Annotated in this window: 14 protein-coding genes and 2 pseudogenes; 12 read left to right on the forward strand and 4 right to left on the reverse strand. The window is 66.3% G+C overall.

Features of this window, described 5'->3' with window-relative positions; translation table 11 throughout:
* Positions 1-4 precede the first annotated feature (4 nt).
* The 4 genes and pseudogenes from AC07N6_RS05510 to AC07N6_RS05525 all read left to right on the forward strand — a co-directional run.
* Positions 5-9,448 (forward strand): annotated as a pseudogene (locus tag AC07N6_RS05510) (beta strand repeat-containing protein); the annotation flags it as partial.
* Between the two features lie 291 nt (positions 9,449-9,739).
* A pseudogene (locus AC07N6_RS05515) lies at positions 9,740-11,470 on the forward strand (YadA family autotransporter adhesin); the annotation flags it as partial.
* A gap of 35 nt (positions 11,471-11,505) precedes the next feature.
* Positions 11,506-11,895, forward strand: coding sequence for an outer membrane protein assembly factor BamE (locus tag AC07N6_RS05520; protein ID WP_494779318.1), 390 nt, complete (start codon positions 11,506-11,508; stop codon positions 11,893-11,895).
* 114 nt (positions 11,896-12,009) lie between these two features.
* On the forward strand, positions 12,010-12,495 hold the full coding sequence (locus tag AC07N6_RS05525; protein WP_494779319.1) for a DUF4019 domain-containing protein: 486 nt from the start codon (positions 12,010-12,012) through the stop codon (positions 12,493-12,495).
* A 115-nt stretch (positions 12,496-12,610) separates the two neighbouring features.
* On the opposite strand, the gene AC07N6_RS05530 is transcribed toward AC07N6_RS05525, so the two are convergent.
* Positions 12,611-13,399 (reverse strand): SDR family oxidoreductase, encoded by a 789-nt coding sequence (locus AC07N6_RS05530; protein ID WP_494779320.1) that lies wholly within the window; start codon positions 13,397-13,399, stop codon positions 12,611-12,613.
* 199 nt (positions 13,400-13,598) lie between these two features.
* The gene (locus tag AC07N6_RS05535) at positions 13,599-13,808 is read right to left on the reverse strand and encodes a hypothetical protein (RefSeq protein ID WP_494780278.1); all 210 of its coding nucleotides are present in this window, start codon (positions 13,806-13,808) and stop codon (positions 13,599-13,601) included.
* On the opposite strand from AC07N6_RS05535, the gene AC07N6_RS05540 reads away from it, so the two are divergent.
* Entirely contained in the window at positions 13,774-14,538 is a 765-nt protein-coding gene (locus tag AC07N6_RS05540) for a sulfite exporter TauE/SafE family protein (RefSeq protein ID WP_494779321.1), read from the forward strand. The two genes, AC07N6_RS05535 and AC07N6_RS05540, sit on opposite strands and share 35 nt — an antisense overlap.
* Positions 14,539-14,617: 79 nt before the next feature.
* On the opposite strand, the gene AC07N6_RS05545 is transcribed toward AC07N6_RS05540, so the two are convergent.
* On the reverse strand, positions 14,618-16,711 hold the full coding sequence (locus AC07N6_RS05545; protein ID WP_494779322.1) for a TonB-dependent siderophore receptor: 2,094 nt from the start codon (positions 16,709-16,711) through the stop codon (positions 14,618-14,620).
* A 250-nt stretch (positions 16,712-16,961) separates the two neighbouring features.
* A complete protein-coding gene (locus AC07N6_RS05550) occupies positions 16,962-17,948 on the reverse strand; it encodes a LysR family transcriptional regulator (protein WP_494779323.1) in 987 nt (328 codons plus the stop codon).
* A 291-nt stretch (positions 17,949-18,239) separates the two neighbouring features.
* On the opposite strand from AC07N6_RS05550, the gene AC07N6_RS05555 reads away from it, so the two are divergent.
* Genes AC07N6_RS05555 through AC07N6_RS05585 form a run of 7 tightly spaced genes read left to right on the forward strand, consistent with a single transcriptional unit; the run spans position 18,240 to position 26,049 of the window.
* Positions 18,240-19,100, forward strand: coding sequence for an HTD2 family dehydratase (locus AC07N6_RS05555; RefSeq protein WP_494779324.1), 861 nt, complete (start codon positions 18,240-18,242; stop codon positions 19,098-19,100).
* A gap of 49 nt (positions 19,101-19,149) precedes the next feature.
* Positions 19,150-20,316 (forward strand): acyl-CoA dehydrogenase family protein, encoded by a 1,167-nt coding sequence (locus AC07N6_RS05560; protein WP_494779325.1) that lies wholly within the window; start codon positions 19,150-19,152, stop codon positions 20,314-20,316.
* A 41-nt stretch (positions 20,317-20,357) separates the two neighbouring features.
* Positions 20,358-21,722 (forward strand): MmgE/PrpD family protein, encoded by a 1,365-nt coding sequence (locus tag AC07N6_RS05565; protein WP_494779326.1) that lies wholly within the window; start codon positions 20,358-20,360, stop codon positions 21,720-21,722.
* Positions 21,723-21,767: 45 nt separating this feature from the next.
* Positions 21,768-22,958, forward strand: coding sequence for a CaiB/BaiF CoA transferase family protein (locus AC07N6_RS05570; protein WP_494779327.1), 1,191 nt, complete (start codon positions 21,768-21,770; stop codon positions 22,956-22,958).
* A complete protein-coding gene (locus AC07N6_RS05575) occupies positions 22,958-23,797 on the forward strand; it encodes an HpcH/HpaI aldolase/citrate lyase family protein (RefSeq protein ID WP_494779328.1) in 840 nt (279 codons plus the stop codon). Before AC07N6_RS05570 ends, AC07N6_RS05575 begins: the two co-directional genes overlap by 1 nt.
* 39 nt (positions 23,798-23,836) lie before the next feature.
* Positions 23,837-24,961: a zinc-dependent alcohol dehydrogenase family protein gene (locus AC07N6_RS05580; protein ID WP_494779329.1), complete on the forward strand. Its 1,125-nt coding sequence runs from the start codon at positions 23,837-23,839 to the stop codon at positions 24,959-24,961.
* A gap of 26 nt (positions 24,962-24,987) precedes the next feature.
* Positions 24,988-26,049: a TRAP transporter substrate-binding protein gene (locus tag AC07N6_RS05585; RefSeq protein ID WP_494779330.1), complete on the forward strand. Its 1,062-nt coding sequence runs from the start codon at positions 24,988-24,990 to the stop codon at positions 26,047-26,049.
* Positions 26,050-26,059 lie beyond the last annotated feature (10 nt).

A 26,059-nucleotide genomic window follows, 5' to 3' on the forward strand; every position in this document is an offset into this window, starting at 1 on the left:
TTCGGCCGGCGCCGTGGCCATCGGCCAGAGCGCCACCGCCACCGGCGGCAAGGCGGTATCGATCGGCGTCGGCAATACCGCCAGCGGCAATGGCGCGGTCGCCATTGGCGACCCCAACAACGCGACCGGCACCGGCGCGGTGGCGATGGGCGCCAATAACACCGCCAACGGCCAGGGCGCGGTCGCGCTCGGCAACACCAGCACGGCTACCGGCCAGGGTTCGGTGGCCTTGGGCAATGCCTCGCAGGCGCAGGCGGCCGGCGGCCTGGCTTTCGGCGATACCGCCAAGGCGTCGGCGGCCAACGGCGTGGCGCTGGGTTCCAACTCGACCGCCACCAATGCCAACGATGTGGCGCTGGGCGCGGGCAGCGTGACCGCGGCCGCGGTCGGCACCGCCAGCGCCACCATTGGCGGCACCAGCTACAGCTTTGCCGGCACCACGCCGGCCAGCACGGTCAGCGTCGGCGCCGGCGGCGCCGAGCGCACCATCACCAATGTCGCGGCCGGCCGTCTCAGCGGCACCAGCACCGATGCGGTCAACGGTTCGCAACTGTTCGCGACCAATACCGCCATCAACAACATTGCCACCGGCGGCGCCGGCATCAAGTATTTCCACGCCAATTCGACCCTGGCCGACTCGGCGGCCACCGGCACCGATGCGATTGCCTCCGGCCCGCTGGCGGCGGCTTCCGGCGCCAGCGCTTCGGCTTACGGCAAAGCGGCGACCGCCTACGGCAACCAGAGCGTGGCGGTCGGCAATGGCGCCGTGGCCGGGGTATCCGGCTCGCCGACCACCATCATCAACGACATCGCGCTGGGCAACGGCGCGCAGGCCACGGGCGGAAATACGCTGGCGGCCGGCTTGTCGGCGGCGGCATCGGGCGCGTCGTCGATTGCGCTGGGCAATACCGCCACCGCCAATGCGTCCGGCGCGATTGCGCTGGGCCAGAATGCGGCGGCCAGCCTGGCCAATTCGCTGGCGCTGGGCAGCAACTCGACCACCACCGGCGGGGTCACCGCAAATACTACCGGCAGCGCGGCTTATACCAGCAGCACCATCGGCGGCGTCACTTATAGCTATGGCGGCGGGCAATCCTTGCCGGTCGGCGTGGTCAGCGTGGGTTCGGACGGCGGCGGCGTACGCCGGATCCAGAACGTGGCCACCGGCCTGGTCAGCGCCACCAGCACCGATGCCATCAACGGCAGCCAGTTGTATGCGGTGGCGCAGCAGGTTTCCGCGGCGGCGGCGTCGACCGTCAATTATTTCAATGCGAATTCCACCACCACCGGCGCCGGCAGCAATACCAAGGCCAACTCGGGCGCGACCGGCACGGACGCGATTGCGATCGGCGTCAGCGCCGCCGCCTCCTCGGCCAACGATGTCGCGGTCGGCAAGACGGCCCAGGCCAGCGGCGGCAATTCCTTTGCGGCCGGCAATGCGTCCAAGGCTGCGGGGGCGTCGTCGGTGGCGTTTGGCGATACGGCTACCAGCTACAACGCCGGCGATATTTCGATCGGCCAGAATGCGGTCGCCGGCGTTTCGGCCGGCGCGGTCACCAACGATACCGCGATCGGCGCCTCGGCCAAGGCCACCGGCGGCAATTCGTTCGCGGCCGGCGCCAGTGCCCAGGCCAGCGGCAGCCGTTCCTTCGCCGGCGGCGTTGGCGCGCTGGCTTCCGGGACTTCCTCGACCTCGCTGGGCGACAGCGCCAATGCCTCCAACACCAATGCGGTGGCGATCGGCGCCTCCAGCGCGGCCTCCGGCATCGGCGCGGCGGCCTTCGGCCTGTCGGCGGCGGCGGCCGGGCAAAACTCGCTGGCGGCCGGCAATGCGGCCAGGACCTTCAACCTGGGCGACGTGGCCTTGGGCCGCAATGCGGTGGCCGGCGTCTCCGGCGGCAGCGTGACCACCGATACCGCGGTCGGCAGCGGCACCACGGCCACCGGCGGCAACGCCTTTGCCGGCGGCAATGCGGCGACCGCATCCGGCGCCTCGTCGGTGGCCCTGGGCGATACCTCCAAAGCCACCAATGTCAATACGGTTGCACTGGGCCTGAATGCCACGGCCAGCGGCCAGGGCGCGATTGCGGAAGGCGCCAATTCGGTCTCCAGCGGCACTGCGTCGATCGCAGTCGGCGTGAGCGCCAAGGCCAGCGCCAACAATACGACCGCGCTGGGCGGCAGCGCGACCGCCTCGGCCTTGTCGGCCACGGCCATCGGCGCCAGCACGCAGGCGCTGGCCAACAATGCCTTTGCCGGCGCCGCCGGTGCGATTGCCTATAACAGCGGCGATGTGGCATTGGGCTTCAATTCGGTGGCCGGCATCTCCGCCGGCCCGGGCACCAACGATACCGCCATCGGCGCGACTGCCAAAGCCACCGGCGGCAGCGCGTTTGCCGGCGGCTTCGCGGCGCTCGCCTCGGGCGTGTCGTCGGTGGCGCTCGGCAATGCGGCGGCAGCGTCCAGCACCGATACCATCGCCATCGGCGCCTCGTCGGTGTCTTCCGGCACCTTCGCCGCCGCCATCGGCGCCAATTCGACCGCGTCCGGCAGCAATGCATCGGCGCTGGGCGCCAATACGCAAGCGGTGGGCGACAATTCCCTGGCCGGCGGCAATAGCGCCATCGCCTATAACGCCGGGGATACCGCGCTGGGCTATAACGCGGTGGCCGGCGTCTCCGGCTCCGGCACGGCGACCGACGATACGGCGGTCGGCACCGGCGCCCAGGCCACCGGCGGCAAGTCCTTCGCCGGCGGCAATGCGGCCACGGCCAGCGGGGCCTCTTCGGTGGCCATCGGCGATGCCGCCAATGCGGTCAGCGGCGGCGCGGTGGCCATCGGCCAGAATGCCACGGCCACCGGCGGCAAGTCGGTGTCGATCGGCGTGGGCAACACCGCCAACGGCGACGGCGCAGTCGCCATCGGCGACCCCAACAGCGCCACCGGCAACGGCGCCGTGGCGATGGGCCAGAACAATACCGCCAACGGCGTCGGCGCGCTGGCGCTGGGCAACAACAATACAGCCACCGGACAAGGTTCGCTGGCACTGGGCTACAGCTCGCAAGCGTCCAACCCCGGCAGCATCGCCCTGGGCGATACCGCCAAGGTATCGATCAACGGCGGCGTGGCGCTGGGTTCGGGATCGGTGTCCGACCGCCCGATTGCGCAAGGTTCGGGCACGGTGGCGACCGGCGCGGTGCCGTACAATACGTCGGACCAGAACTTGCTGGGGGCGGTGTCGGTAGGTTCTTCCACCTCCTATCGCCAGATCACCAACGTGGCCGACGGTACGCAACCGCAAGACGCCGTGACCTTGCGGCAGTTGACCGGGGCGCTGACGTCGTTTGCGACCACCACTACCAAGTATTTCCACGCCAACTCCACCGGGGCCGATTCCCTGGCGGTCGGCACCGACTCGATTGCGGTCGGTCCGGCCACGGTGGTCAACGGCAATAACGGCGTGGGCATCGGTAACGGCGCGACCGTGCAGGCGGGCGCGCCGGGCGGCGTGGCCCTCGGCCAGACCGCCACCGCCGGCGCCGCCGATGCGCTGGCGCTGGGCAACGGCACGACAGCCAGCGGCAACCAGTCGGTGGCCCTGGGTTCCGGCGCCAACGTGAGCGGCGCCGGCAGCCTGGCGCTGGGTTCCGGCGCCAAGGCCACCCATGACAACAGCATTGCGCTGGGCGCGGGTTCGCAAACGGCGGTCGGCGCGCAGACCAATTACGTCGCCTATGCCTTGGCGGCGCCCCAGACTTCGGTTGGCGAAGTCAACATCGGCAACCGCACCATCGGCGGCGTGGCGGCCGGCGTGCTCGATAGCGATGCGGTCAACGTGGCGCAGGTGAAGGAGGCGATCAACGCGGTGACGGCCGGCGTCACCAAATATTTCCATGCCAATTCGGTGGCCGCCGACAGCCAGGCCAACGGCACCGACAGCGTGGCCATCGGCCCGCAATCGGTGGCCACCGGCGTGGCCAGCTTTGCGGCCGGCAGCCAGGCGCAGGCGCAGACCGACGGTGCGGTGGCGATCGGCCAGGGCGCGATTGCGCAAGGCGGCAAGTCGGTCTCGGTCGGCGCCGGCAATACCGCCAACGGCGACGGCGCAGTCGCCATCGGCGATCCGAACACCGCGACCGGCGCCGGCGCCGTCGCCCTGGGCAAGGACAATACCGCCAACGGCGCCGGCGCGGTGGCGCTGGGCAATACCAATACCGCCACCGGCCAGGGGACGGTGGCATTGGGCATCAATTCCAAGGCCTCGGCGGCCGGCGCCTTGGCCTTCGGCGATACGGCCCTGGCCAACCAAGCCAATGCCATCGCGCTGGGCGCCAGCGCGCAGGCGGTCAATGCCAACAGCGTGGCGCTGGGCGCCAATGCCAAGACCTCGGTCGGCGCCCAGACCGGCTATACCGCGTTTGCGCTGACGGCGCCGCAAAACTCGGTGGGCGAAGTGTCGGTCGGTTCGGCCGGCAATGAACGGACCATCACCAATGTGGCGGCCGGCATCAACGGCACCGATGCGGTCAACGTCAACCAATTGAGCGCGGTCAACAGCAAGTTCACGGCGCTGCAGCAGGATGCCTTGCTGTGGGATCCGGCGGCCAACGGCGGCGCCGGCGCCTTCAGCGCCAATCATATTGGCGTCGGCCCCAACATCATCACCAATGTGGCGCCCGGCGCGGTCAATGCGACCAGCACGGACGCCATCAACGGCAGCCAGCTGTTTGCCGTTGCCGGCGATGTCAGCAACACCTACCTCACCAATAACGGCACCGGCGTCAAGTATGTGCGCACCAACGACACGGCCGGCGCCGGCCTGACGGCGGACGATGCGCATGCCTCGGCGCTGGGATCGACGGCGGTCGGCTACAACGCTACGGCATCGGCCGCGGATGCGCTGGCCCTGGGACGCGATACGATCGCCAACCAGGCCAACAGCGTGGCGCTGGGCGCCAACGCCAAAACTTCGGTCGGCGCCCAGAGCAATTACACGGCCTATGCAATGACGCCGTTGCAAAACTCGGTGGGCGAGGTGTCGGTCGGTTCGGCCGGCGCCGAGCGCAAGCTGACCAATGTGGCGGCCGGCAGCGCGGATACCGATGCGGTCAACGTGGCGCAATTGAAGGCGGCGGATGCCAAGCTGATCGCGGTGCAGCAGGACGCCTTGCTGTGGGATCCGGCGGCCAACGGCGGCGCCGGCGCCTTCAGCGCCAATCATATTGGCGTCGGCCCCAACATCATCACCAATGTGGCGCCCGGCGCGGTCAATGCGACCAGCACGGACGCCATCAACGGCAGCCAGCTGTTTGCCGTTGCCGGCGATGTCAGCAACACCTACCTCACCAATAACGGCAGCGGCGTCAAGTACGTGCGCACCAACGACATGGCCGGCGCCGGTTTGCCGGCCGACGATGCGCATGCCTCGGCGCTGGGATCGACGGCGGTCGGCTACAACGCAACGGCGTCTGCCGCGAATGCGCTGGCCCTGGGACGCGATACGGTCGCCAACCAGGCCAACAGCGTGGCGCTGGGCGCCAACGCCGCGACCTCGGTCGGGGCGCAAACCAACTACGCCGCGTTTGCCTTGACGGCGCCGCAAAACTCGGTGGGCGAAGTGTCGGTCGGCTCGGCCGGCAATGAACGGACCATCACCCATGTCGCGGCCGGCATCAACGGCACCGATGCGGTCAACGTCAACCAGCTGGCGGCGGTGAACGCCAGGATCACCAGCGGCACGGTGGGGCCGTTCGTCTCCGACAGTTCGGTGACGACGACGCAGCCGGTGTCGTCGGGCGCCAATGCGTCGGCCGGCGGTTTCGGCGCGTCGGCCACCGGTGCGGCCTCGACCGTGATCGGCAACCAGGCGACCGATAACGCCGTGGCCAACTCGACGGTGCTGGGCCAGGGCGCCAGCATCGCGGCCGGCCTGACCGGCTCCAACGTGGCGCTGGGACAGGGATCGAAGGTGGCGGCCGCGGCCGTGGCCACGCCCAATGCAACGGTCGGCGGCACCACCTATAACTTTGCCGGCGCCAGCCCGGCCGGGGTGGTCAGCGTCGGCGCCGGCGGCGCCGAGCGGCAGATCACCAATGTGGCGGCCGGCCAGTTGTCGGCTACCTCCACCGATGCGGTCAACGGCTCGCAATTGTTTGCCACCAACAGCGCCGTCAACAACATCGCCAACGGCGCCGGCATCAAATACTTCCACGTCAATTCGACCCTGGCGGATTCGACCGCTGCCGGCCTGAACAGCATTGCGGTGGGGCCGAATGCCGCCTCCAACGGCGTCGGCACCGTGGCGATCGGCAATGGCGCGACGGCGGGTTCGACCGGCTCGAGCATTGCCATCGGCCAGAACGCGTCGGCCAATGCATCGACCGCCGGCGGCGCCGCGGTGTCGATCGGCCTGGGCAACGTCGCCAGCGGCGACGGCGCGGTGTCGATCGGCGACCCCAACAGCGCGACTGGCCAGGGCGCGGTGGCCCTAGGTTACAACAATACGGCCAACGGCAGCGGCGCGGTCACGCTGGGTAACCAGAATACCGCGACCGGCAATGGCGCCGTCGCGGTGGGTAACCAGAACAGCGCCACCGGCGATGGCGCCCTGGCGATCGGCACCAACAATACGGCGTCGGGGGTCGGCTCCATGGCCCTGGGCAGCAGCGTGACGGCCAGCGCCAACGATACCCTGGCGCTCGGCACCAACTCCAGCGCGACTGCGCAAAGCGCGATGGCGGTGGGTAACAATGCGGCGGCCAGCGGGATATATTCGGTGGCGTCCGGCAATGAAAGCTCGGCGTCGGGCCAAAGCGCCACCGCCGTGGGTAATGCCGCCATCGCATCGGCCGACTACACCACGACGGTCGGCCAGGCATCCAAGGCGAGCGGAGCGGATTCTTCCGCCTTCGGTGTGCAGGCGACGGCAAGCGGCGATTTCAGCACCGCCATCGGCCAGGCCTCGATCGCATCCGGCGTCGGTGCGACCGCGCTGGGCGTGCAGGCCAAGGCGAGCGGCGATTTCGGCACCGCGCTGGGGCAAGCTGCGGTGGCTTCCGGCCTGAGCGCCACGGCGGTCGGTATTGTCGCCAATGCCGGCGGCCAGCACAGCGTGGCGATGGGCGATTCGGCCAATTCGTCGGCCGATGGCGCGGTGGCGATCGGTTATGGCGCGACTGCCGGCAACCTGGACAGCGTGGCGCTGGGCAGCAAGTCGGTGACCGCGGCGGCCAATCCGACGGCCAGCGCCGTGATCAGCGGCACGACCTACAACTTTGCCGGGGCGGCGCCGACCAGCGTGGTCAGCGTCGGCGCGGTGGGCGCCGAGCGGCAGATCACCAATGTGGCGGCAGGCCAGTTGTCGTCCTCGTCCACCGATGCGGTCAACGGTTCGCAGCTCTTCGCGACCAATACCGCGGTCAACAACCTGAATACCGGCAAGGCCGGGCCCTTCGTTTCCGACGGCTCGGTGACGTCGATACAGCCGGTGTCGTCGGGGGCCAATGCATTGGCCGGCGGCTTCGGCGCTTCGGCCACCGGGGCGGCGTCGTCGGTGCTGGGCAATTCGGCCACCGACAACGGCGTGGCCAACTCGACGGTATTGGGCCAGGGCGCCAGCATCGCGGCCGGCCTGACCGGTTCCAACGTGGCGCTGGGCCAGGGCTCGACGGTGACGGCGGCGGCGGTGCCCACCGGCAGCGCAGTGCTCAGCGGCACCACCTATAACTTTGCCGGCGCCAGCCCGGCCGGCGTGGTCAGCGTCGGCGCCGGCGGCGCCGAGCGGCAGATCACCAACGTCGCGGCCGGCCAGCTTTCGGCCACCTCGACCGATGCCGTCAACGGTTCGCAACTGTTTGCGACCAATTCCGCGCTCAACAGCATCAACAACGGCGCGGGCGTCAAATACTTCCACTCCAACTCGATCCTGGCCGATTCCAACCCTGTCGGCGCCAATTCGACGGCCATCGGCCCGGTGGCGAATGCCTATGGCAACGGCGCCATTGCGATGGGCCTGAACACGGTCGCCGGCACCTCCGGCACGCCGACCATCATCAACGATATCGCGATCGGCAATGCGGCCAAGGCCAGCGGCGGATCGAATATCGCCGTCGGCGACAATGCCACGGTCAGCGGCGTCAACTCGATTGCCATCGGCACCAATACCTCGGTGGTCGGCAACCGCTCCATCGCCATCGGCTTCGGCCAGACCGTGGTGGGCGACGGCATCGTGTCGATCGGCGATCCGAACTCGGTGATCGGCACCAACCTGTTCGTGGCCGGCAACAACAACACGGCCAACGGCACCAACGTGAGCGCGGTCGGTAACGGCAATACGGCCACCGGCACCAATGTCACGGCGATGGGCATGAATGTCCTGGCCAATGCGGACGACACCACCGCGATCGGCGTTGGCACGCAGGCCACCGCGCAAGCCGCCGTGGCCGTCGGCAATAACGCCAGGTCCTCAGGCTTGAGCTCGGTGGCGGTGGGCGATGCCGCCACGGCCAGCGCGGACTATTCCACCGCGATCGGGCAGAACAGCAGCGCTTCCTCATTGGGCGGCAGCGCCTTGGGCACCTCGGCCAATGCCTCCGGCGTCAGCTCGCTGGCGCTGGGCGCGGGATCTGCCGCGTCGGCAAACTACAGCGTGGCCTTGGGCACCAGCACGACGACTTCGCGCGGGGGACAGACCGGCTATACCGCCTTCGGCCTGTCGACCGCACAAAATTCGCTGGGTGAAATCGCCCTTGCGCACTCGACCAGCGGCACCGATCCGGTCACCGGCTTGCCTTACGTGACGGGCGACCGGCAAATTACCGGCCTGGCAGCGGGTAGCGCGCCCACCGATGCGGTCAACGTCAGCCAGCTCACCGGCGCGGCGGCCAACCTGGGCAATTCGATCTCCAATGTCTTCGGCGGCACCACCAGTTACAACCCGGTCACCGGCCTGGTCACGGGCGGCTTTACCTACGCCGGCAACTCGACTTATACCAGCGTGCAGCAAGTGTTCGATGCATTGACGACGACCGGCACCAAGTATTTCCATGCCAATTCGACCCTGGGCGATTCCACGCCGACCGGTACCGATTCGGTGGCTGTGGGCCCCCTGGCGGTGGCTTCGGCCGCCAATTCGGTAGCGATGGGCAACGGCGCCAATTCCTCGGTGGCCGGCGGCGTGGCCCTGGGTTCGGGCTCGGTATCCGACCGGGCGGTTGCGGCAACGCAAGGGAAGGTTGCCGGCAGCCCGGTGTCTTACGACACCACCGACGGCACGCTGCTGGGCGCGCTGTCGCTGGGCAACGGCACCAGCGGCAGCTACCGCCAGATCACCAACGTGGCTGACGCGACCCAGGCCAACGATGCGGTGACCTTGCGGCAATTGGTGGGGGCCTTGTCTTCATTCTCGGTCACGGGGCAGTTGTATTTCCATGCGCAATCGCCGGTTGCCGGCGGCGCTGACGATTCGGTGGCGTCCGGCACGTATTCGGTGGCGGTGGGCGCCAGTACCGTTGCCGCCGGCAACGACAGCATCGGCATCGGACATGGCGCAACGATACAGGGCACGGCAACCAGCGGCATCGCCATCGGCCAGGCGGCGACTGTGCTGAGTGCCGAAGGCATCGCCCTGGGCAACAACGCCAACGCCGGCGGCATCAAGTCGCTGGCGCTGGGATCGAATGCGCAGGCCAGCCTGCAGGGCGGCATCGCCATGGGCGCCGACGCCAACGCCAGCGGCGTGCAATCGATGGCGCTGGGAGCCGGCGCCATTGCCGACAAGGACAACAGCATCGCGCTGGGCAGCGGTTCGGCGACCACGGTGGGCGCGTTGACCAATTACACCGCGTACGCTTTGGCCGCGCCGCAAACGTCGGCGGGTGAAATCAATATCGGCAACCGCCAGATCACCGGCCTGGCCGCCGGCGTTGCCGATACCGATGCGGTCAACGTCAGCCAGTTGAAGGCGGTGGCGGCAACGGTGAGCGACGCCTTGCTGTGGGATCCGGCGCTGGGCGCTTTCAGTGCCTCGCATGGCGCGACGACGACCAACAAGATCACCAATGTGGCCGATGGCACGCTGAGCGCGACCAGCACCGACGCGGTCAACGGTTCGCAATTGTTCGCGACCAATACCAATGTCACCAACCTCACCGATGTGGTCAACAATATCGCCGGCAATACGTCGGCCACCTACATCACCAATAACGGCGCCGGCATCAAATATGTACGCACCAACGATACCGGGCTGACGGCCGATGACGCGCATGCGTCGGCCAAGGGGGCGACGGCGGTCGGTTACAACGCGCAGGCGTCGTTCGAGAATGCGGTGGCGGTCGGCAATACCGCGGTGGCTTCCGTCTTCGGCGGCGTGGCGCTGGGTTCCGGCTCTGTCTCCGACCGTGTGATTGCGGCGACCAACGGCACCATCCCGGTCGGCGCCACCGGGATTCCCTACAACACGGGGGACAAGATATTGCTGGGCGCGATCTCGGTGGGCGACAGCACTGCCGGCACCTATCGCCAGATCACCAATGTCGCCGACGGCACGCAAGCGCAGGACGCGGTCACGGTGCGGCAGCTGACCGGCGCGCTGACCTCGTTCGCGACGACTACCACCAAGTATTTCCACGCCAACTCGACCGAATCGGATTCTCTGGCGGTCGGCACCAATTCGGTGGCGGTGGGGCCCAATACGGTGGTCAACGGCGATAACGGCATCGGCATCGGCAACGGCGCCGTGGTCGATATTGCGGCTACCGGCGGCATGGCGATCGGACAAAACGCACAATCGTTGCAAGCCGATGCCATGGCAATGGGCAACGGCGCCATCGCCAGCGGCGCGCAATCCATCGCCCAGGGCGCCAACGCCAAGGCCACTGGCGGTTCCAGCATCGCCATCGGTTCCGGCGCGAATGCCGCGCATGCGGACAGTATCGCCCTGGGCTCCGGATCGGCCACCACGGTCGGCGCGCAGGCCGGCTACGTAGCCTATGCGCTGGCGGCAGCGCAGACTTCGTCCGGCGAAGTCAACATCGGTAACCGCAAGATCACCGGCGTGGCGGCCGGCAGCGCCGATACCGACGCGGTCAACGTCAGCCAGTTGAAGGCGGTGGCGGCCACCATTACCAACGGCCCCGGCAATACGACTACCGGCGATATCAACACCGCGGTGACGCAATCCAAGCAATACACCGATAGCCAGATCAGCAATCTGCGCGGCGACCTGGACAAGTATCGCAACGACGCCAACGGCGGCACGGCTTCGGCCATGGCGGTGGCCGGCTTGCCGCAACCGGGCGCGCCGGGCAAGAGCATGGTCTCGATTGCCGGCAGCACCTATGAAGGCCAGACCGGCCTGGCCTTGGGCCTGTCGACTTATACCGACAACGGCCGCTGGATCATCAAGGCCGCGGCAACGACCAATAGCCGCGGCAAGACCGGCGCGGTGGTCGGCGCCGGTTTCCAATGGTGATGTGCCGGATTGCAAAGGGGAAAGGGGAAAACAACATGAAAAAAAATCTGATCAGGACGTATTGCAAGGGGGTTTGCATGGCGGCGGCGCTGCTCTCGGTGTCTGCGCTGGCCAAGGCGCAAGATGCAGGGCCGGTGTTTCCCGCGCTGTCAACGATCACGCTCAAGGGCGGCACCTTTCCGATCCAGGGCAACCTGAAGAAGGTGGTCGCCGGCTTAAACAAGGATCAGATGCGGGACTTGCTGGGAGTGCCGCATTTCAGCGAGGGCTTCTGGCGCGTGCGGGTATGGAATTACCTGTTCAAATTCCGCAAGGACGGGGAGATCATCAATTGCCAGTATCAGGTCCAGTTCGGCGACGACATGCTGGTCGAAGGCACCTACTGGAAGGACCAGGAATGCGCCAATTTCGTCGCGTCGAATTGAGTTAAACGGATTGCATTGCGTTGAATCGCAGCATCGCGAACACGTTTTTTTATGCAGCACCTGTAGTCGATCTTTGTTCGTTGAATTTTTGTGTCACTTTATAGGAAGAGAAAAATGGCCGCATACCAATCGCTTAAAAAATCCGCTTGCATCGCTGCATTTTCCCTGGGGGCCATCGTCTCGGCGCATCAGGCCGCGGCGCAATCAAACGCCTCAATCGATACTGCCGTCGCCGCGGCGACGCGCTGGGCGGTACTGGCCGACGCCAATCAAGCCGATCGGATGTGGAGCCTGAGCGGCCCCGTCATGCAAAAAGGCGTCAGCAAGGAAGAGTGGATCAAGTATCTGGCCGCCCTGCAGAGCGAGCTGGGCAGCGCCGGCGGCCGCGAATGGATACAGATCGTACGCATCAATAACCCGGCCAATCTGCCGCCGGGAGAATACGTGAATGTGGTGTTCGCCTCCCGCTTCGCCAAAGCCCCGACGGTGGAGAAAGTCTCGATGGTGCAAACCGCAGACCGCTGGACGCCCGTCGGCTACGTCGTGACCAAGCTGGAAAGCTCGCCGGCGCCGGGAGCAGCCGCACCCGCCGCCAGATAAGGCGTCTGTCATGTGATGCAATGCCTCGCCCCGTCGATCTCGGCGGGGCGAGGCATTGTTGCGTCTTCACGCTGGCTTTATTCTTTCTTGCGTGGGGTGCGCCGCCGCGCCAGCACTAGAACGTCCCCGGATAGGCGCCGCCGTCCAGCAGCAGGTTCTGGCCGGTGATGAAGCCGGCCTGGGCGCTGCACAGGTAGGCGCAGGCGTCGCCGAACTCGGCCGGGTCGCCGAAGCGGCCGGACGGGTTTTGCTTGCGCCGTTCGGCCAGCACCTCATCCACGCTCTTGCCGCTGTCCCTGGCGGCGCCTTGCGCGGTGGCGCGCAGGCGGTCGGTTTCAAACGGGCCCGGCAGCAGGTTGTTGATGGTGACGTTGTGCGCCACGGTCTTGCGCGACAGGCCGGCGACGAAGCCGGTCAGGCCGGAGCGGGCGCCGTTGGACAGGCCCAGGATGTCGATCGGCGCGCGCACGGCGCTGGAGGTGATGTTGACGATGCGACCGAAGCCGCGCGCGATCATGCCGTCGACCGTGGCCTTGATGAGCTCGATCGGGGTCAGCATGTTGGCGTCGACCGCGGCGATCCAGTCATCGCGTGACCAGTCGCGGAAATCGCCCGGCTTGGGGCCGCCGGCGTTGGTCACCAGGATGTCCGGGCTGGGGCAGGCGGCCAGCGCCAAGACGCGGCCTTCGGGCGTGGTGATGTCGCAGGCGACGGTGGTGATGGTGGCACCATTTCCGGCAACTTCGGCGCGGATCTCGGCGGCTGCCGCTTCCAGCGCCTCCCGGCTGCGCGCCAGCATGGTCACGGCCACGCCTTCGCGCGCCAGCGAGAGCGCGCAGGCGCGGCCCAGGCCCTTGCTCGACGCGCATACCAGCGCGGTTTTACCTTTGAGTCCTAAATCCATTTGTTTTCTTCCTTTGCATGAAGTGGGGAGCGGCTAGTGATGCCGTTTGTTGTGCCGATTGTTGTACATCATGCATGCCATTGCATTCCAGGAGATCCGTCCGGGCGGCGCCAGGCATTGCCCCGGTTTATGACAGCCGGGGCCGGCTGCGCTACACTGGCGAGCTTTGCAGGCGCATGCAGCGGGGCGCTGCCGGGGCCTACTTCTTGATCACCATGTAGACGGCCAGCGCGATGATGGCGACTACGCCCATTTCCAACGCGAATACGATGGCGCCGCTCATGACAGTCTCCTTGTTTGATTTGAACGCCGCACGGCAGGGCTGGCAGTGATGCCAATCCATGCACGCGCGGCAGACCCGTAACTTTACACCGATGATGGATTCTTTGTTTTTGTCGAGCGCGCTCAACTTCCTGTTGGGCGGCGTGCTGGGGGCGATGGGCGGGCTGTTCGGGATCGGCGGCGGGCTGATCGCCATTCCGGTGCTGGGTTATTTGTACGGCATGGACCAGCAACTGGCGCAGGGCACCTCGCTGGTGATGATCGTGCCCAACGTGGTGATCGCCTTCTGGCGCTACAAGCAGCGCAACAGGATCGAGTGGAGTTCGGCATTGATGATGTGCGTGCCGGCGGTGGTGACGACCTATTTCTCGGCGCGCGTGGCCACCAGCATCGATGCGCGCAGCCTGCATTTCTGCTTTGCCGCCTTCATGGGCCTGCTGGCGCTGTACTACCTGTGGACCTTGCTGCGCCGGCAGCGCAATGTGCAGTCGTCCATCGCGCTGCCGCGCAAGTACATCTTCGCGGTGGGCATGGCGGCCGGCGCCTCGGCGGGTTTTTTCAGCGTCGGCGGCGCGATCGTCGCGGTGCCCATGCTGACCGCTTTCTTCGGCGCCACGCAGACCGCGGCGCAAGGGCTGGGGCTGGCGATGGTCACGCCGGGCACGCTGGTGGCGCTATGGACCTATGCCCATGCCGGCCATGTCGACTGGGCGGTGGGTATCCCGATGGCGCTGGGCGGCGTGCTCAGCATTTCCTGGGGCGTGGCCTTGGCGCACCATCTGCCGGAGCGCCGCTTGCGCATCCTGTTTTGCGGCGCGCTGATTGCCTTGTCGATCTGGATGATGTTCAACGGCTGAGCGGGGCCGGGGTGGGACAATGCAAAACGGGGAGCCATCGCGGCTCCCCGTTTTGCGTTGGAAAGGGCGCCTGCCCCGTTCAGAGATCGACCCTGATCCGGGCCACGACGCTGCGCTCGGCGCCGGGCGTGACGTACAGCGCATTCCACGACGAGGTGTAGTAGTTGCGGTTGAACAGGTTGTGCACATCCAGCGAGAGCCGCACGCTCTTGCTCACCTGCCAGTAGCTGAGCAGCTTGACAATGGTGTAGGCCGGCAGCGAGTAGGTATCGCTGGCGTTACCCGAACGGTTGCCCACGTAGTTTACGCCGCCGCCCACGCCATAGCGGCTGCCGTTGGCCAGGGCATCCTCGCGGATCGCCAGCAGGCCGGCGCTGAACTGCGGGATGTTGCTCAGGCGCGTGCCGGCGGCCAGCGTCTTGTCCTTGGTCACGCGGGCATCGGTCCAGGCGAAATTGCCGGAGACGCGCCAATGGGTGTCGATCTGGCCGTAGACATCGGCTTCGAAGCCGCTGCTCTTGACCTCGCCGGCCGCTACCGAGTAGCCGGGCACGTCGCTGGCGGTCAGCACATTGGTCTTGGTGATGTCGAATACGGCGAAGTTGGCGCCCAGGCGGTCGTCGTCGGTCTGTATTTTCCAGCCGGCTTCATAGGCGGTGGAATGCTGCGGATCGAACGCGCGCCCATTGATGTCAGTGCCGTTGTTGGCGCGGAAGGACTTGCCGGCCGACAGGTACAGCGAACTCCACGCATTGGGCAGATACGTCACGCCGGCGCGCGGCGATAGCGCGCTTTGGCGCTGCGAGATGTCGGTGTTGGCTACGCGGTTTTGCAGATTCTGGTCGTACTGGTCCCAGCGCAGGCCGGTCAGCAGCTTCCATTGCGGCGACAGGCTGAGCTGGTCCTGCACGAACAGGGCCTTGACGCGCTGTTGCTCGTCCGAGCTGGAGGTGCGGCTGGTCAGCGCCGGCGCCGGCTTGCCGTAGATGGGGTCGTAGATATCGATCGGGTAGTTGGCCGAACGCAGGATCTCGGTGTTCATCCACAGGCTGGAGGCTTCGGCGCCGAACAGCAGCGTATGTTCGATGCCGCCGGTCTTGAGCTTGCCTTCCAGTTCGGCCTGGAACGAGGCATCGCGCGAGGGCAACTGGCGCCAGGTAGCCTGGCGGTTGAGGGTGCGGTTATCGGCCGCCAGCGAGGTGGCTTCGGTGTAGTTGCCGCTGAAGGTGCTTTCCTTGTAGCTGGCGCCAAAGCGCGCGCGCCAGGTGTCCGACAGCGTGCGATCCAGCGTCAGCTGGTGGGTATTGCTGGTCAGCGTCATGTTGCCGTCGGCCGGTTCGTTGAGCACGCGGTCGCGGGGCAGGGCGCCCAGTGCGCCGCGCACGTTGATCACGCCGCGGTCCAGCGGCGTATTGGCGCGCAGGAATTCTCCCTCGTAGTTGAGGATGGTGCTGCTGTCGATGACCCAGGCAAAGGCCGGTGCGATCAGCGAGCGTTTGTTGTGCAGCAGGTTGGAGCGGCTGTCGCCTTCCTCGGCCATCAGGTTGAGGCGATAGGCCAGGTTCTGCGTGAGCGGGCCGGTGCTGTCAAAGGTGGTGCGGCGCAGGCCGCGACTGCCGATGGACAGGTCGGCCACATTGCGTGAGGTGAACTCCGGCTTTTTGGTGACGATATTGATGGTGCCGCCGGGCTCGCTGCTGCCGTAGATGGCCGAGGCCGGCCCCTTCAGGAACTCAAAGCGTTCCACGGTGGCGGTATCGCGCGGGGGATTGTAGCCGCGCGAGCCGGGAAAGCCGTTGACCAGGAATCCCATGTCGGTGCTGCTGAAGCCGCGGATGCCGAAGTTGTCCCAGGTGCCGCCGAAATCGTTCAAGCGGGCGATGCCGCTGACGAAGTCCACCGTGTCGGCCAGGCGCAATGCGCCAAGGTCTTCGATTTGCTGGGCGCCCATGACGCGCACCGACTGCGGCACTTCGCGCAACGGGGTGTCGGTGCGGGTGGCGCCGCTGCTGCTGGACTGGCGGTAGGAACGGGTGGCGGCCTTGTCGCTGAGTACCTGGATTTCGGGCAGGGCGCCTTCGGCGGCCTCGCTGCCGGCGCTCTGCGCCCAGGCGAAAGGAGAAGCGGAGAGCAAGCTCGCGGCAAGAACGCGAGCAGAGGCCGAGTTGGCCATGCGGACAATCATAAGAATCCGTAAATATTCGAGGAAGCGGGATTCTAAATGATAATTGTTATCTTTTGTAAATTTATGTTTGCAAGACGGCAGGCCTTGTTCCGTCGTAAAAAGACGGGAGTGTTGCTGCGTAGTCTTGGATGGCGGGGCCGGGCCGGATGAGTGCCGGGGGCTTGCGCTGCGCCGGGCTGGAAAAACGAATAAGGTCGGCGACCGGCGCTGCGCTCGGCGCCGGGGAGGCCGGATTGCCTTAGCCGAATTTGATGTCGTTGCGGCGTTTTTTCCTCGCCGCCTTGGTGATGGCGCTGACATTGCCCTCGGCGGCGGTATCGACGGCATCGACGGGTTGCGCCATCTGCTCGCCGATGAAGTCGACCAGGTTGCGCGCATGCGGCGACAGCGTGTCGATGTCCTGGAACACCATGCTGCGCTCGCGCACGCTCCACGGGTCGGACAGTTCGACGATGGCCAGTTGCATGGTCTGCTGGTGGCGCTGGGCGGCCGACAGCGGCACGATGCCGATGCCGACGTTGGTCTCGATCATGCGGCACATGGCTTCGAAGCTGCGCACCTGGATGCGCAGCTTGAGCCGCTGGCCGTTTTCCGAGACGATCTTGTTGAGGAAGTGGTGCAGCGTGCTGCCTTCATGCAGGCCGACGTGTTCGTACTCAAGCGTTTCCACGAACGGGATGGCGCCGGCGCCGGCCAGCGGATGTTCCAGCGCGGTGGCCAGCACCAGGCGGTCGGTGGAGAAATTCAGGATTTCCAGCCCGTCGCCCTGTACCGGGCCGGCCACGATGCCGATGTCGGCGGTGCCTTCCTGGATGCCGCGCATGATGTCGTGGTTGAGCCGCTCTTCCAGCGCCACGTTGACTTGCGGATACAGCGCCAGGAACTTGCCCAGGATCTCCGGCATGAATTCGGTCACTGCCGTGGTGTTGGCGAAGATCCGGATATATCCCTTGATGCCGTTGTTGTACTGCTGCATGTCGCTCTTGAGGTGCTCGACTTGCTGCATGAACAGTTGCGCATGGTGCAGCAGCGTCTGCCCGGCCGGGGTCAGTTGCACGCCCTTGCTTTCGCGGTAGAGCAGGCGGGTGCCGAAGCGCGTCTCCAGTTCCTTGATGCGGTTGCTGGTGGCCGCCAGCGAAAGGTTCATGCGCTCGGCGCTGCGCGTTAAGCTGTTGAGCTCGGCGATCAGGATGAAAAGGCGCAGGTCGGTCAGGTCGAAGAGCATGGTGTTATCCGGCTGATGGTGACTAAGGATGCAGAGGGCACATTCGCACTGCACAGAAGTCTTGCGCTTGTGCGTCGCCTTGATGGTTTGCCATGTTACGCCGATTTTCCGATGCCCATGCCGGCTCTTCTTGCTGCGTCGCCGCATGCGCGCCTTGTTCCGAGGCGCGGAACGAATGGGGCCTGGCTTCATCCTTGCCAAAGCCCCCCTTCCAAAAATACAGATTGTCTTCATCGCAACGCGAGAACAGACTTGCCCGCATTCAAACCTATAAGAACGAATGAGGAGCACATGTCGAATTCGGATCTCGATCTGACGATGTTGCGGCAATGGGTGGACAAGACCGAAGGCCGCGAAGACCACATCAACCCGGCCTTCGCCGCGGCGCTGGCAGCCACCATCGATGGCCCGCGCCAGCCGCAGACGGGCGAGGCCTTGCCGCCGCTATGGCACTGGATCTATTTCTGGACGGTGTGCCAGCAATCCGAAGTCGGCGCCGACGGCCATCCCCGGCGCGGCGGTTTCCTGCCGCCGATTCCCTTGCCGCGCCGCATGTGGGCCGGCGGCCGCCTGCGCTTCACGGCGCCGCTGCCCATCGGCGCGGCCGCGCACAAGACCTCGCGCATCGCCAGCGTCGACGTCAAGCAGGGCCGCAGCGGTGCGCTGGCCTTCGTCACCGTCAAGCATGAGATCGGCCACGGCGGCCAGGTCTGCATCCATGAAGAGCACGACATCGTCTACCGCGACATGCCGCAGCCCGGCGCCGCGCCGGTAGCGCCCAAGGCGGCGCCGACGGGCGCGCAGTGGAAGCGCCGCGTCGATCCCGATCCGGTGCTGCTGTTCCGCTATTCGGCGCTGACCTTCAATGGCCACCGCATCCACTACGACCGCAGTTACGTCACCGGCGTGGAAGGCTATCCCGGCCTGATCGTGCACGGCCCGCTGATCGCCACCTTGCTGGCCGACCTGCTGGCGCGCGAGATGCCGCAGGCGGTGCTGCGCGAATTCAATTTCCGCGCGGTGGGCAGCCTGTTCGACATCGAGGGCTTCGAGCTGTGCGGCAAGCTGGCCGCCGACGGCAAGTCGGCCGAGCTGTGGGCGCAGAACCTGCGCGGCGAGCTGGCGATGCAGGCCGAGGCCATCCTCGGCTGAGCCGATTCCCCTCATTCATCAATCACCAATAACGTTCCGGAGACTTACCATGTCGTATCAGGCGCCCAATGACGCTTATGGCGATTTGCGCGATGCAGTGCGCGATCTGTGCAATACCTTTCCCCCCGAATACTGGCGCAAGGTGGACGAAGCGCGCGGCTATCCCGAGGCATTCGTCGACGCGCTGACCAAGGCCGGCTGGCTGGCTGCATTGATTCCGCAAGACTACGGCGGCTCCGGGCTGGGCCTGACCGAGGCCTCGGTGATCATGGAAGAGATCAACCGCACCGGCGGCAACTCCGGCGCCTGCCACGGCCAGATGTACAACATGGGCACGCTGCTGCGCCACGGTTCGGAGCAGCAGAAGCAGTTGTACCTGCCCAAGATCGCCAGCGGCGAGCTGCGCCTGCAGTCGATGGGCGTGACCGAACCCACCACCGGTACCGATACCACCAAGATCAAGACCGTGGCCGTCAGGAAGGGCGACCGCTACGTGGTCAACGGCCAGAAGGTGTGGATCTCGCGCATCCAGCACTCCGACCTGATGATCCTGCTGGCGCGCACCACGCCGCTGGACCAGGTGAAGAAGAAGTCGGAAGGCATGTCGATCTTCCTGGTCGACCTGAAGCAGGCCATCGGCCATGGCATGGAAGTGCGCCCCATCCTCAACATGGTCAACCATGAGACCAATGAGCTGTTCTTCGACAACCTTGAAATCCCCGCCGAGAACCTGATCGGCGAAGAGGGCAAGGGGTTCAAATACATCCTCGACGGGCTCAACGCCGAACGCACGCTGATCGCCGCCGAGTGCATCGGCGACGGCTACTGGTTCATCGACAAGGCGGCGCAGTACGCCAAGGAGCGCGTGGTGTTCGACCGCCCGATCGGCATGAACCAGGGCGTGCAGTTCCCCATCGCCGACAGCTTCATCGAACTGGAAGCGGCCAACCTGATGCGCTACAAGGCCTGCGAACTGTTCGACGCGCACCAGCCTTGCGGCGCCCAGGCCAACATGGCCAAGTTCCTGGCGGCCAAGGCCTCGTGGGAAGCGGCCAACGTCTGCCTGCAGACGCACGGCGGCTTCGGCTTCGCCTGCGAATACGACGTCGAGCGCAAGTTTCGCGAGACCCGCCTGTACCAGGTGGCGCCGATCTCGACCAACCTGATCTATTCCTACGTGGCCGAGCACATCCTCGGCCTGCCGCGCTCGTTCTGATGCTTGTAGTTCGGAGCTTGTATAACAACAAGGAGACGCCCATGAGCCAGACCAGCGACAGCCCATCCCGCACCCTGGCCGCCTTCCTGGCCGGCCTGCGCTACCAGGACATCCCGCCGGCGGTGATCGCCCGCGCCGAAGACCTGTTCCTCGACTGGTTCGCCTCGGCGCTGGCCGGCAAGGGCGCGCGCCAGATCGAGATCATCGAGCGCTATGCCGCCGCGATGGGGCCGAAGGATGGGCCGAGCACCATCCTCACCAGCCGCAAGTCCAGCTCGCCTTACTTCGCGGCGCTGGTCAACGGCGCCTCTTCGCACCTGGTCGAGCAGGACGACGTGCATAACGGTTCGGTATTCCACCCGGCGGCGGTGGTGTTTCCGGCCGCGCTGGCGGCGGCGCAGGATCTCGGCAAGTCGGGCGCCGACTTGCTGGCGGCGGCGGTGGCGGGTTACGAGGCGGGCATCCGCATCGGCGAATTCATGGGCCGTTCGCACTACCGCGTGTTCCATACCACCGGCACCGTCGGCACGCTGGCCGCCGCGGTCGCGGTGGGCAAGCTGATGGACTTCGACACCAATCAGTTCCTGCATGCGCTCGGCTCGGCCGGCACCCAGGCCGCCGGCCTGTGGGAATTCCTGCGCGACGCCGCCGACTCCAAGCAACTGCATACCGGCAAGGCCGCCGCCGATGGCCTGCTGGCCGCTTACCTGACGCGTGACGGTTTCACCGGCGCGCAGCGCATCCTGGAAGGCGCGCAGGGCATGGCCGCCGGCATGTCGTCGGATGCCGATCCGGCCAGGCTGACCGACGGCCTGGGCACGCGCTGGGCCACGGCCGAGACGTCGTTCAAGTTCCATGCCTCCTGCCGCCATACCCATCCGGCGGCCGATGCCTTGCAAGTGCTGATGCAGCGCGAAGGCTTGCGCCACGACCAGATCGCCGCCGTCAACACGCGCGTGCACCAGGGCGCCATCGATGTGCTGGGGCCGGTGCGCAATCCGCAGACGGTGCACCAGGCCAAGTTCTCGATGGGCACCGTGCTGGGGTTGATCGCCGTGCACCAGCAGGCCGGCTTGACCGAGTTCGAACAGCAGGCATTGCAGGACCCGCGCGTGGCGCAGTTCCGCGAGAAGGTGAAGATGACGCTGGACAAGGAGGTCGACAGCGCCTATCCCGCGCGCTGGCTGGGCCGGGTGGAGGTGGAAACCACCGATGGCCGCAGATTGTCGGCGGCGGTCGATGTGCCCAAGGGCGATCCGGACAATACGCTGTCGCGCCCCGAGCTGGAGCGCAAGGCGGCCAAGCTGATCGCTTTCTCCGGGGCTGCCAGCGACGCCGAGATCGGCAACATCATCGCGCGCGCCTGGCGCCTGCACGAGGAAAAACAACTCTCAGAACTGTTCTGAGCGGGGCCGGCCCGGCCTCCTTGGATGAGGAAAAAAGGAAACATCATGCTGCACTCCAACCGGCCCCTCGAGGGCATCACCGTCATCAGCCTGGAACACGCGATTGCGGCACCGTTCTGCACGCGCCAGCTGGCCGATCTCGGCGCCCGCGTGATCAAGATCGAACGCCCCGGCGTGGGCGATTTCGCGCGCGGCTACGATACCCGCGTCAATGGCCTGTCGTCGCACTTCGTCTGGACCAACCGTTCCAAGGAAAGCCTGACGCTGAACCTGAAGGATGAAGAGGGCAAGAAGATCATCGGCAAGCTGCTGGAGCAAGCCGACGTGCTGGTGCAAAACCTGGCGCCGGGCGCGGCCGCCGGCCTGGGCCTGTCGGCCGAGGCGCTGCACCGGAAGCATCCGCGCCTGATCGTGTGCGACATCTCCGGCTATGGCGAGGACGGCCCTTACTGCGACAAGAAAGCCTATGACCTGCTGATCCAGAGCGAGGCCGGTTTCCTGTCCGTGACCGGCACGCGCGACGACATGGCCAAGGCCGGCTGCTCGATCGCCGACATCGCCGCCGGCATGTATGCCTACTCCAATATCCTGGCCGCGCTGATCAAGCGCGGACGCGACGGCAAAGGCAGCCACATCGACCTCTCCATGCTGGAGGCGTTGACCGAATGGATGAGCTTTCCCATGTACTACGCCTACCAGGGCGCGTCGGCGCCGGTGCGCTCGGGCGCCGAGCACGCGACCATCTACCCTTACGGCCCCTTTGCCGCCGGCGACGGCAAGACGGTGATGCTGGGCCTGCAGAACGAGCGCGAGTGGAAGGTGTTTTGCGAAGTGGTGTTGCGGGATCCGGCGCTGGCGTCCGACGAGCGTTTTTCCAACAACTCGCGCCGCCATGAACATCGCGACGCATTGCGCGCGTTGATCCTCAAGATGTTCGCCGATATGACTGCAGAGCAAGTCGTGGCGCGCCTGGATGAGGCCCAGATCGCCAACGCCGGGGTGAGCAGCATGCAAGACCTGTGGCAGCACCCGCAACTGGCGGCGCGCCAGCGCTGGACCGAGGTCGGCTCGCCGGCCGGCATGCTGCCCGCGCTGCTGCCGCCGGGCGCCAACGACAGCTACGACTACCGCATGGATGCGGTGCCGGGCCTGGGCCAGCATACCGAGGGCATCCTGGGGGCGCTGGGTTACGGCGCAGAGCAGATCGCGGCGATGCGCGAACGGGGAGCGGTGTGATGGCAGCGCCGCAGGCGATGTCCGCCGCCAGCTACCTGTTCGTGCCGGCCAACCGTACCGATCGTTATGCCAAGGCGCTCGACAGCGGCGCCGATGCGGTGATCGTCGACCTGGAGGATGCCGTCGGCCCGCAATTGAAGGATGAGGCGCGCGCCGCGCTGGCCGGGTGGCTGCGGCACAACGGCGCGCAACCCAGGCTGTGGGTGCGCGTCAATGCCGCGGACACCGCCTGGCACGAAGCCGATGTGGCCGCTTTCGCCGGCATGGACATCGCCGGCATCGTGCTGCCCAAGGCGGAGAATCCGGCGGCCGTTGCCGCCATCGCCAGACGCTTGAAGGGGCACAGGCAGGGCGTGATCGCCCTGATCGAGACTGCGGCCGGCATCGCCGCCATGCGCGACATCGCGCGTACGGCCGGTGTGGCGCGACTGGCCTTCGGCTCCATCGACTTGCAGGTGGACCTGGGCATGCAATGCGATGCCATCGAGAGCGAGCTGGCGCACTTGCGGGTGGAGATGGTGCTGGCCTCGCGCCTGGCCGGGATCGCGCCGCCGATCGACGGCGTGACCACCACGTTCGACGACATGCCGTTCCTGGCGGCCGCCGTGCAGCGATCGTTGCGCCTGGGCTTCGGCGCCAAGCTGTGCATCCATCCCAGGCAAGTGGCGGCGGTCAACGCAGGTTTTCGCCCGACGGCAGGGGAGCTGGCCTGGGCGAAGGCGGTGATGGCGGCCGTGGACAAGAGCGACGGCGGCGCCATTTCGCTGGACGGCAAGATGATCGACAAGCCGGTGATCCTGCAGGCGCAGCGTTTCTTGCAGCGCGGCGGGGTCGTGTAACCTGCATGTTTCTTTCCAACAGCTGAGGAGCGAGACATCATGAAAATCCAGGCCGCCGTATTGCGTGAAATGAGCGACGTCCACCCATTTGCGCAGAGCCAGCCGCTGAAGATAGAAGAGCTGGAACTGGATGCGCCCGGTCCGGGCGAGGTGCTGGTGAAGATGAAGGCCGCCGGCCTGTGCCATTCGGATTTGTCGGTGATTACCGGCGTGCGTCCACGCCCGGTGCCGATGGCGCTGGGGCATGAGGCGTCGGCCGAGGTGGTGCAGGTGGGCAGCGGCGTGACCGACCTGCGCGCCGGCGACCTGGTGGTGCAGGTGTTCGTGCCCAGCTGCGGCCATTGCCTGCCTTGCATGGAAGGCCGTCCGGCGCTGTGCGAGCCAGGTGCGCAGAGCAATACCGTGGGCCAGTTGCTGTCCGGGCAGCGCCGCCTGCACAGCAAGGCGCAGGCGGTGAACCACCACATGGGGGTGTCGGCGTTTGCCGACCATGCGGTGGTGTCGCGCCGCTCCTGCGTCAAGATCGAGGCGGATATCGACCCGGTGGAGGCGGCCTTGTTCGGTTGCGCCGTGCTGACCGGTGTCGGCGCCGCGGTCAATACGGCCGAGGTCAAGGCCGGCACCACGGCGGTGGTGCTGGGCCTGGGCGGCGTCGGCCTGTGCGCGATGCTGGGGGCGCTGGCTTCCGGCGCGCGTGAAGTCATCGCGGTCGATTTGCACGACAGCAAGCTGGAAGTGGCCCGATCGCTGGGCGCCAGCGCGACCGTGAACGCGCGCGATCCGGATGCGGTCGAGAAGGTCAAGGCGCTGACCCGCGGCGGCGTCGACTACGCCTTTGAGATGGCCGGTTCGGTACAGGCCATGGAAATGGCCTATCGCATGACGCGCCGCGGCGGCATGACGGTGACCGCCGGCTTGCCGGCACCCGACCAGAAATGGGCGCTGCAGCAGGTCAGCCTGGTGGCCGAGGAACGCACGGTCAAGGGCAGTTATATCGGTTCTTGCGTGCCGCTGCGCGACATCCCGCGTTATATCGGGCTGTATCAGGCCGGCCGCTTGCCGATCGACAAACTGATGGGCCAGCGCCTGGCGCTGGCGGACATCAACCACGGTTTCGACCGGCTACATTCAGGAGAGGGATTGCGGGACCTGATTGTCTTTTAACGTTTCACCAGGAGGAGACACATACCATGGATAAAACAAGATTGAGCAGTACGAGATTCAGCAGTACAAGAAGAGCCATCCAGGCGGCCATCGCCATTTCAGGCCTGGCCGCGCTGGCCCTGCATTCGCCGCTGGCGCTGGCCCAGCAGCCCATCGTCATCAAGTTCAGCCACGTGGTGGCCAACGACACGCCCAAGGGCAAGGGCGCCGAGCGTTTCAAGGAACTGGCCGAGAAGGCCACCAAGGGGCGCGTGAAGGTCGAGGTCTATCCGAACAGCACGCTGTACAAGGACAAGGAAGAGCTGGAAGCGCTGCAACTGGGTGCGGTGCAGATGCTGGCGCCGTCGCTGGCCAAGTTCGGCCCGCTGGGCGTGAGGGAGTTCGAGGTGTTCGACCTGCCTTACATCTTCCCCAACCGCACGGTGTTGCATCGCGTGACCGAAGGGCCGGTCGGCCAGGGGCTGTTCCAGAAGCTGGAAGGCAAGGGCATCAAGGGCCTGGCTTACTGGGACAACGGCATGAAGGTGATGACGGCCAACAAGCCCTTGCACAAGGTCACGGACTTCCGTGGCTTGAAGATGCGCATCCAGTCCTCCAAGGTGCTGGACGAACAATTCCGCGCCCTGAAGGCCAATCCGCAGGTGCTGGCGTTCTCCGAGGTGTACCAGGCGATGCAGACCGGCGTGGTGGATGGCAGCGAGAACACGCCTTCCAACGTCTTCACGCAAAAGATGCATGAGGTGCAGTCCAACCTGACGGTGTCGGACCACGGTTACATCGGCTATGCCGTGATCGTGAACAAGAAGTTCTGGGATTCGCTGCCGGCCGATGTCCGCACCGAGCTGGAAGGGGCGATGAAGGAAGCCACTGCCTATGCCAACACCATCGCGCAGAAGGAAAACGACGATGCGCTGGCCGCCATCAAGGCCTCCGGCAAGACCAAGGTCTATTACCTGAGCGATGAAGAAAAGGCAGAATGGCGCAAGGCATTGATGACCGTGCACAAGAGCATGGCGCCGCGCGTCGGCAAGGACCTGATCGACGCCATCTACAAGGAAAGCGAAGCGGCTGGCGTGAAGATGAACTGACTGAACTGAT

Source organism: Herbaspirillum sp. GW821-FHT09A12 (assembly GCF_059418325.1).

What these genes read in the sequence shown, in the direction of transcription:
- AC07N6_RS05555 (WP_494779324.1), top strand. Translation starts at nt 18,240, where the DNA reads ATGTCGAATTCGGATCTCGATCTGACGATGTTGCGGCAATGGGTGGAC.
- AC07N6_RS05545 (WP_494779322.1), bottom strand. Translation starts at nt 16,711, where the DNA reads ATGGCCAACTCGGCCTCTGCTCGCGTTCTTGCCGCGAGCTTGCTCTCC.
- AC07N6_RS05550 (WP_494779323.1), bottom strand. Translation starts at nt 17,948, where the DNA reads ATGCTCTTCGACCTGACCGACCTGCGCCTTTTCATCCTGATCGCCGAG.
- AC07N6_RS05525 (WP_494779319.1), top strand. Translation starts at nt 12,010, where the DNA reads ATGGCCGCATACCAATCGCTTAAAAAATCCGCTTGCATCGCTGCATTT.
- AC07N6_RS05560 (WP_494779325.1), top strand. Translation starts at nt 19,150, where the DNA reads ATGTCGTATCAGGCGCCCAATGACGCTTATGGCGATTTGCGCGATGCA.
- AC07N6_RS05520 (WP_494779318.1), top strand. Translation starts at nt 11,506, where the DNA reads ATGAAAAAAAATCTGATCAGGACGTATTGCAAGGGGGTTTGCATGGCG.
- AC07N6_RS05530 (WP_494779320.1), bottom strand. Translation starts at nt 13,399, where the DNA reads ATGGATTTAGGACTCAAAGGTAAAACCGCGCTGGTATGCGCGTCGAGC.
- AC07N6_RS05580 (WP_494779329.1), top strand. Translation starts at nt 23,837, where the DNA reads ATGAAAATCCAGGCCGCCGTATTGCGTGAAATGAGCGACGTCCACCCA.
- AC07N6_RS05570 (WP_494779327.1), top strand. Translation starts at nt 21,768, where the DNA reads ATGCTGCACTCCAACCGGCCCCTCGAGGGCATCACCGTCATCAGCCTG.
- AC07N6_RS05540 (WP_494779321.1), top strand. Translation starts at nt 13,774, where the DNA reads ATGATGGATTCTTTGTTTTTGTCGAGCGCGCTCAACTTCCTGTTGGGC.
- AC07N6_RS05565 (WP_494779326.1), top strand. Translation starts at nt 20,358, where the DNA reads ATGAGCCAGACCAGCGACAGCCCATCCCGCACCCTGGCCGCCTTCCTG.
- AC07N6_RS05585 (WP_494779330.1), top strand. Translation starts at nt 24,988, where the DNA reads ATGGATAAAACAAGATTGAGCAGTACGAGATTCAGCAGTACAAGAAGA.
- AC07N6_RS05575 (WP_494779328.1), top strand. Translation starts at nt 22,958, where the DNA reads ATGGCAGCGCCGCAGGCGATGTCCGCCGCCAGCTACCTGTTCGTGCCG.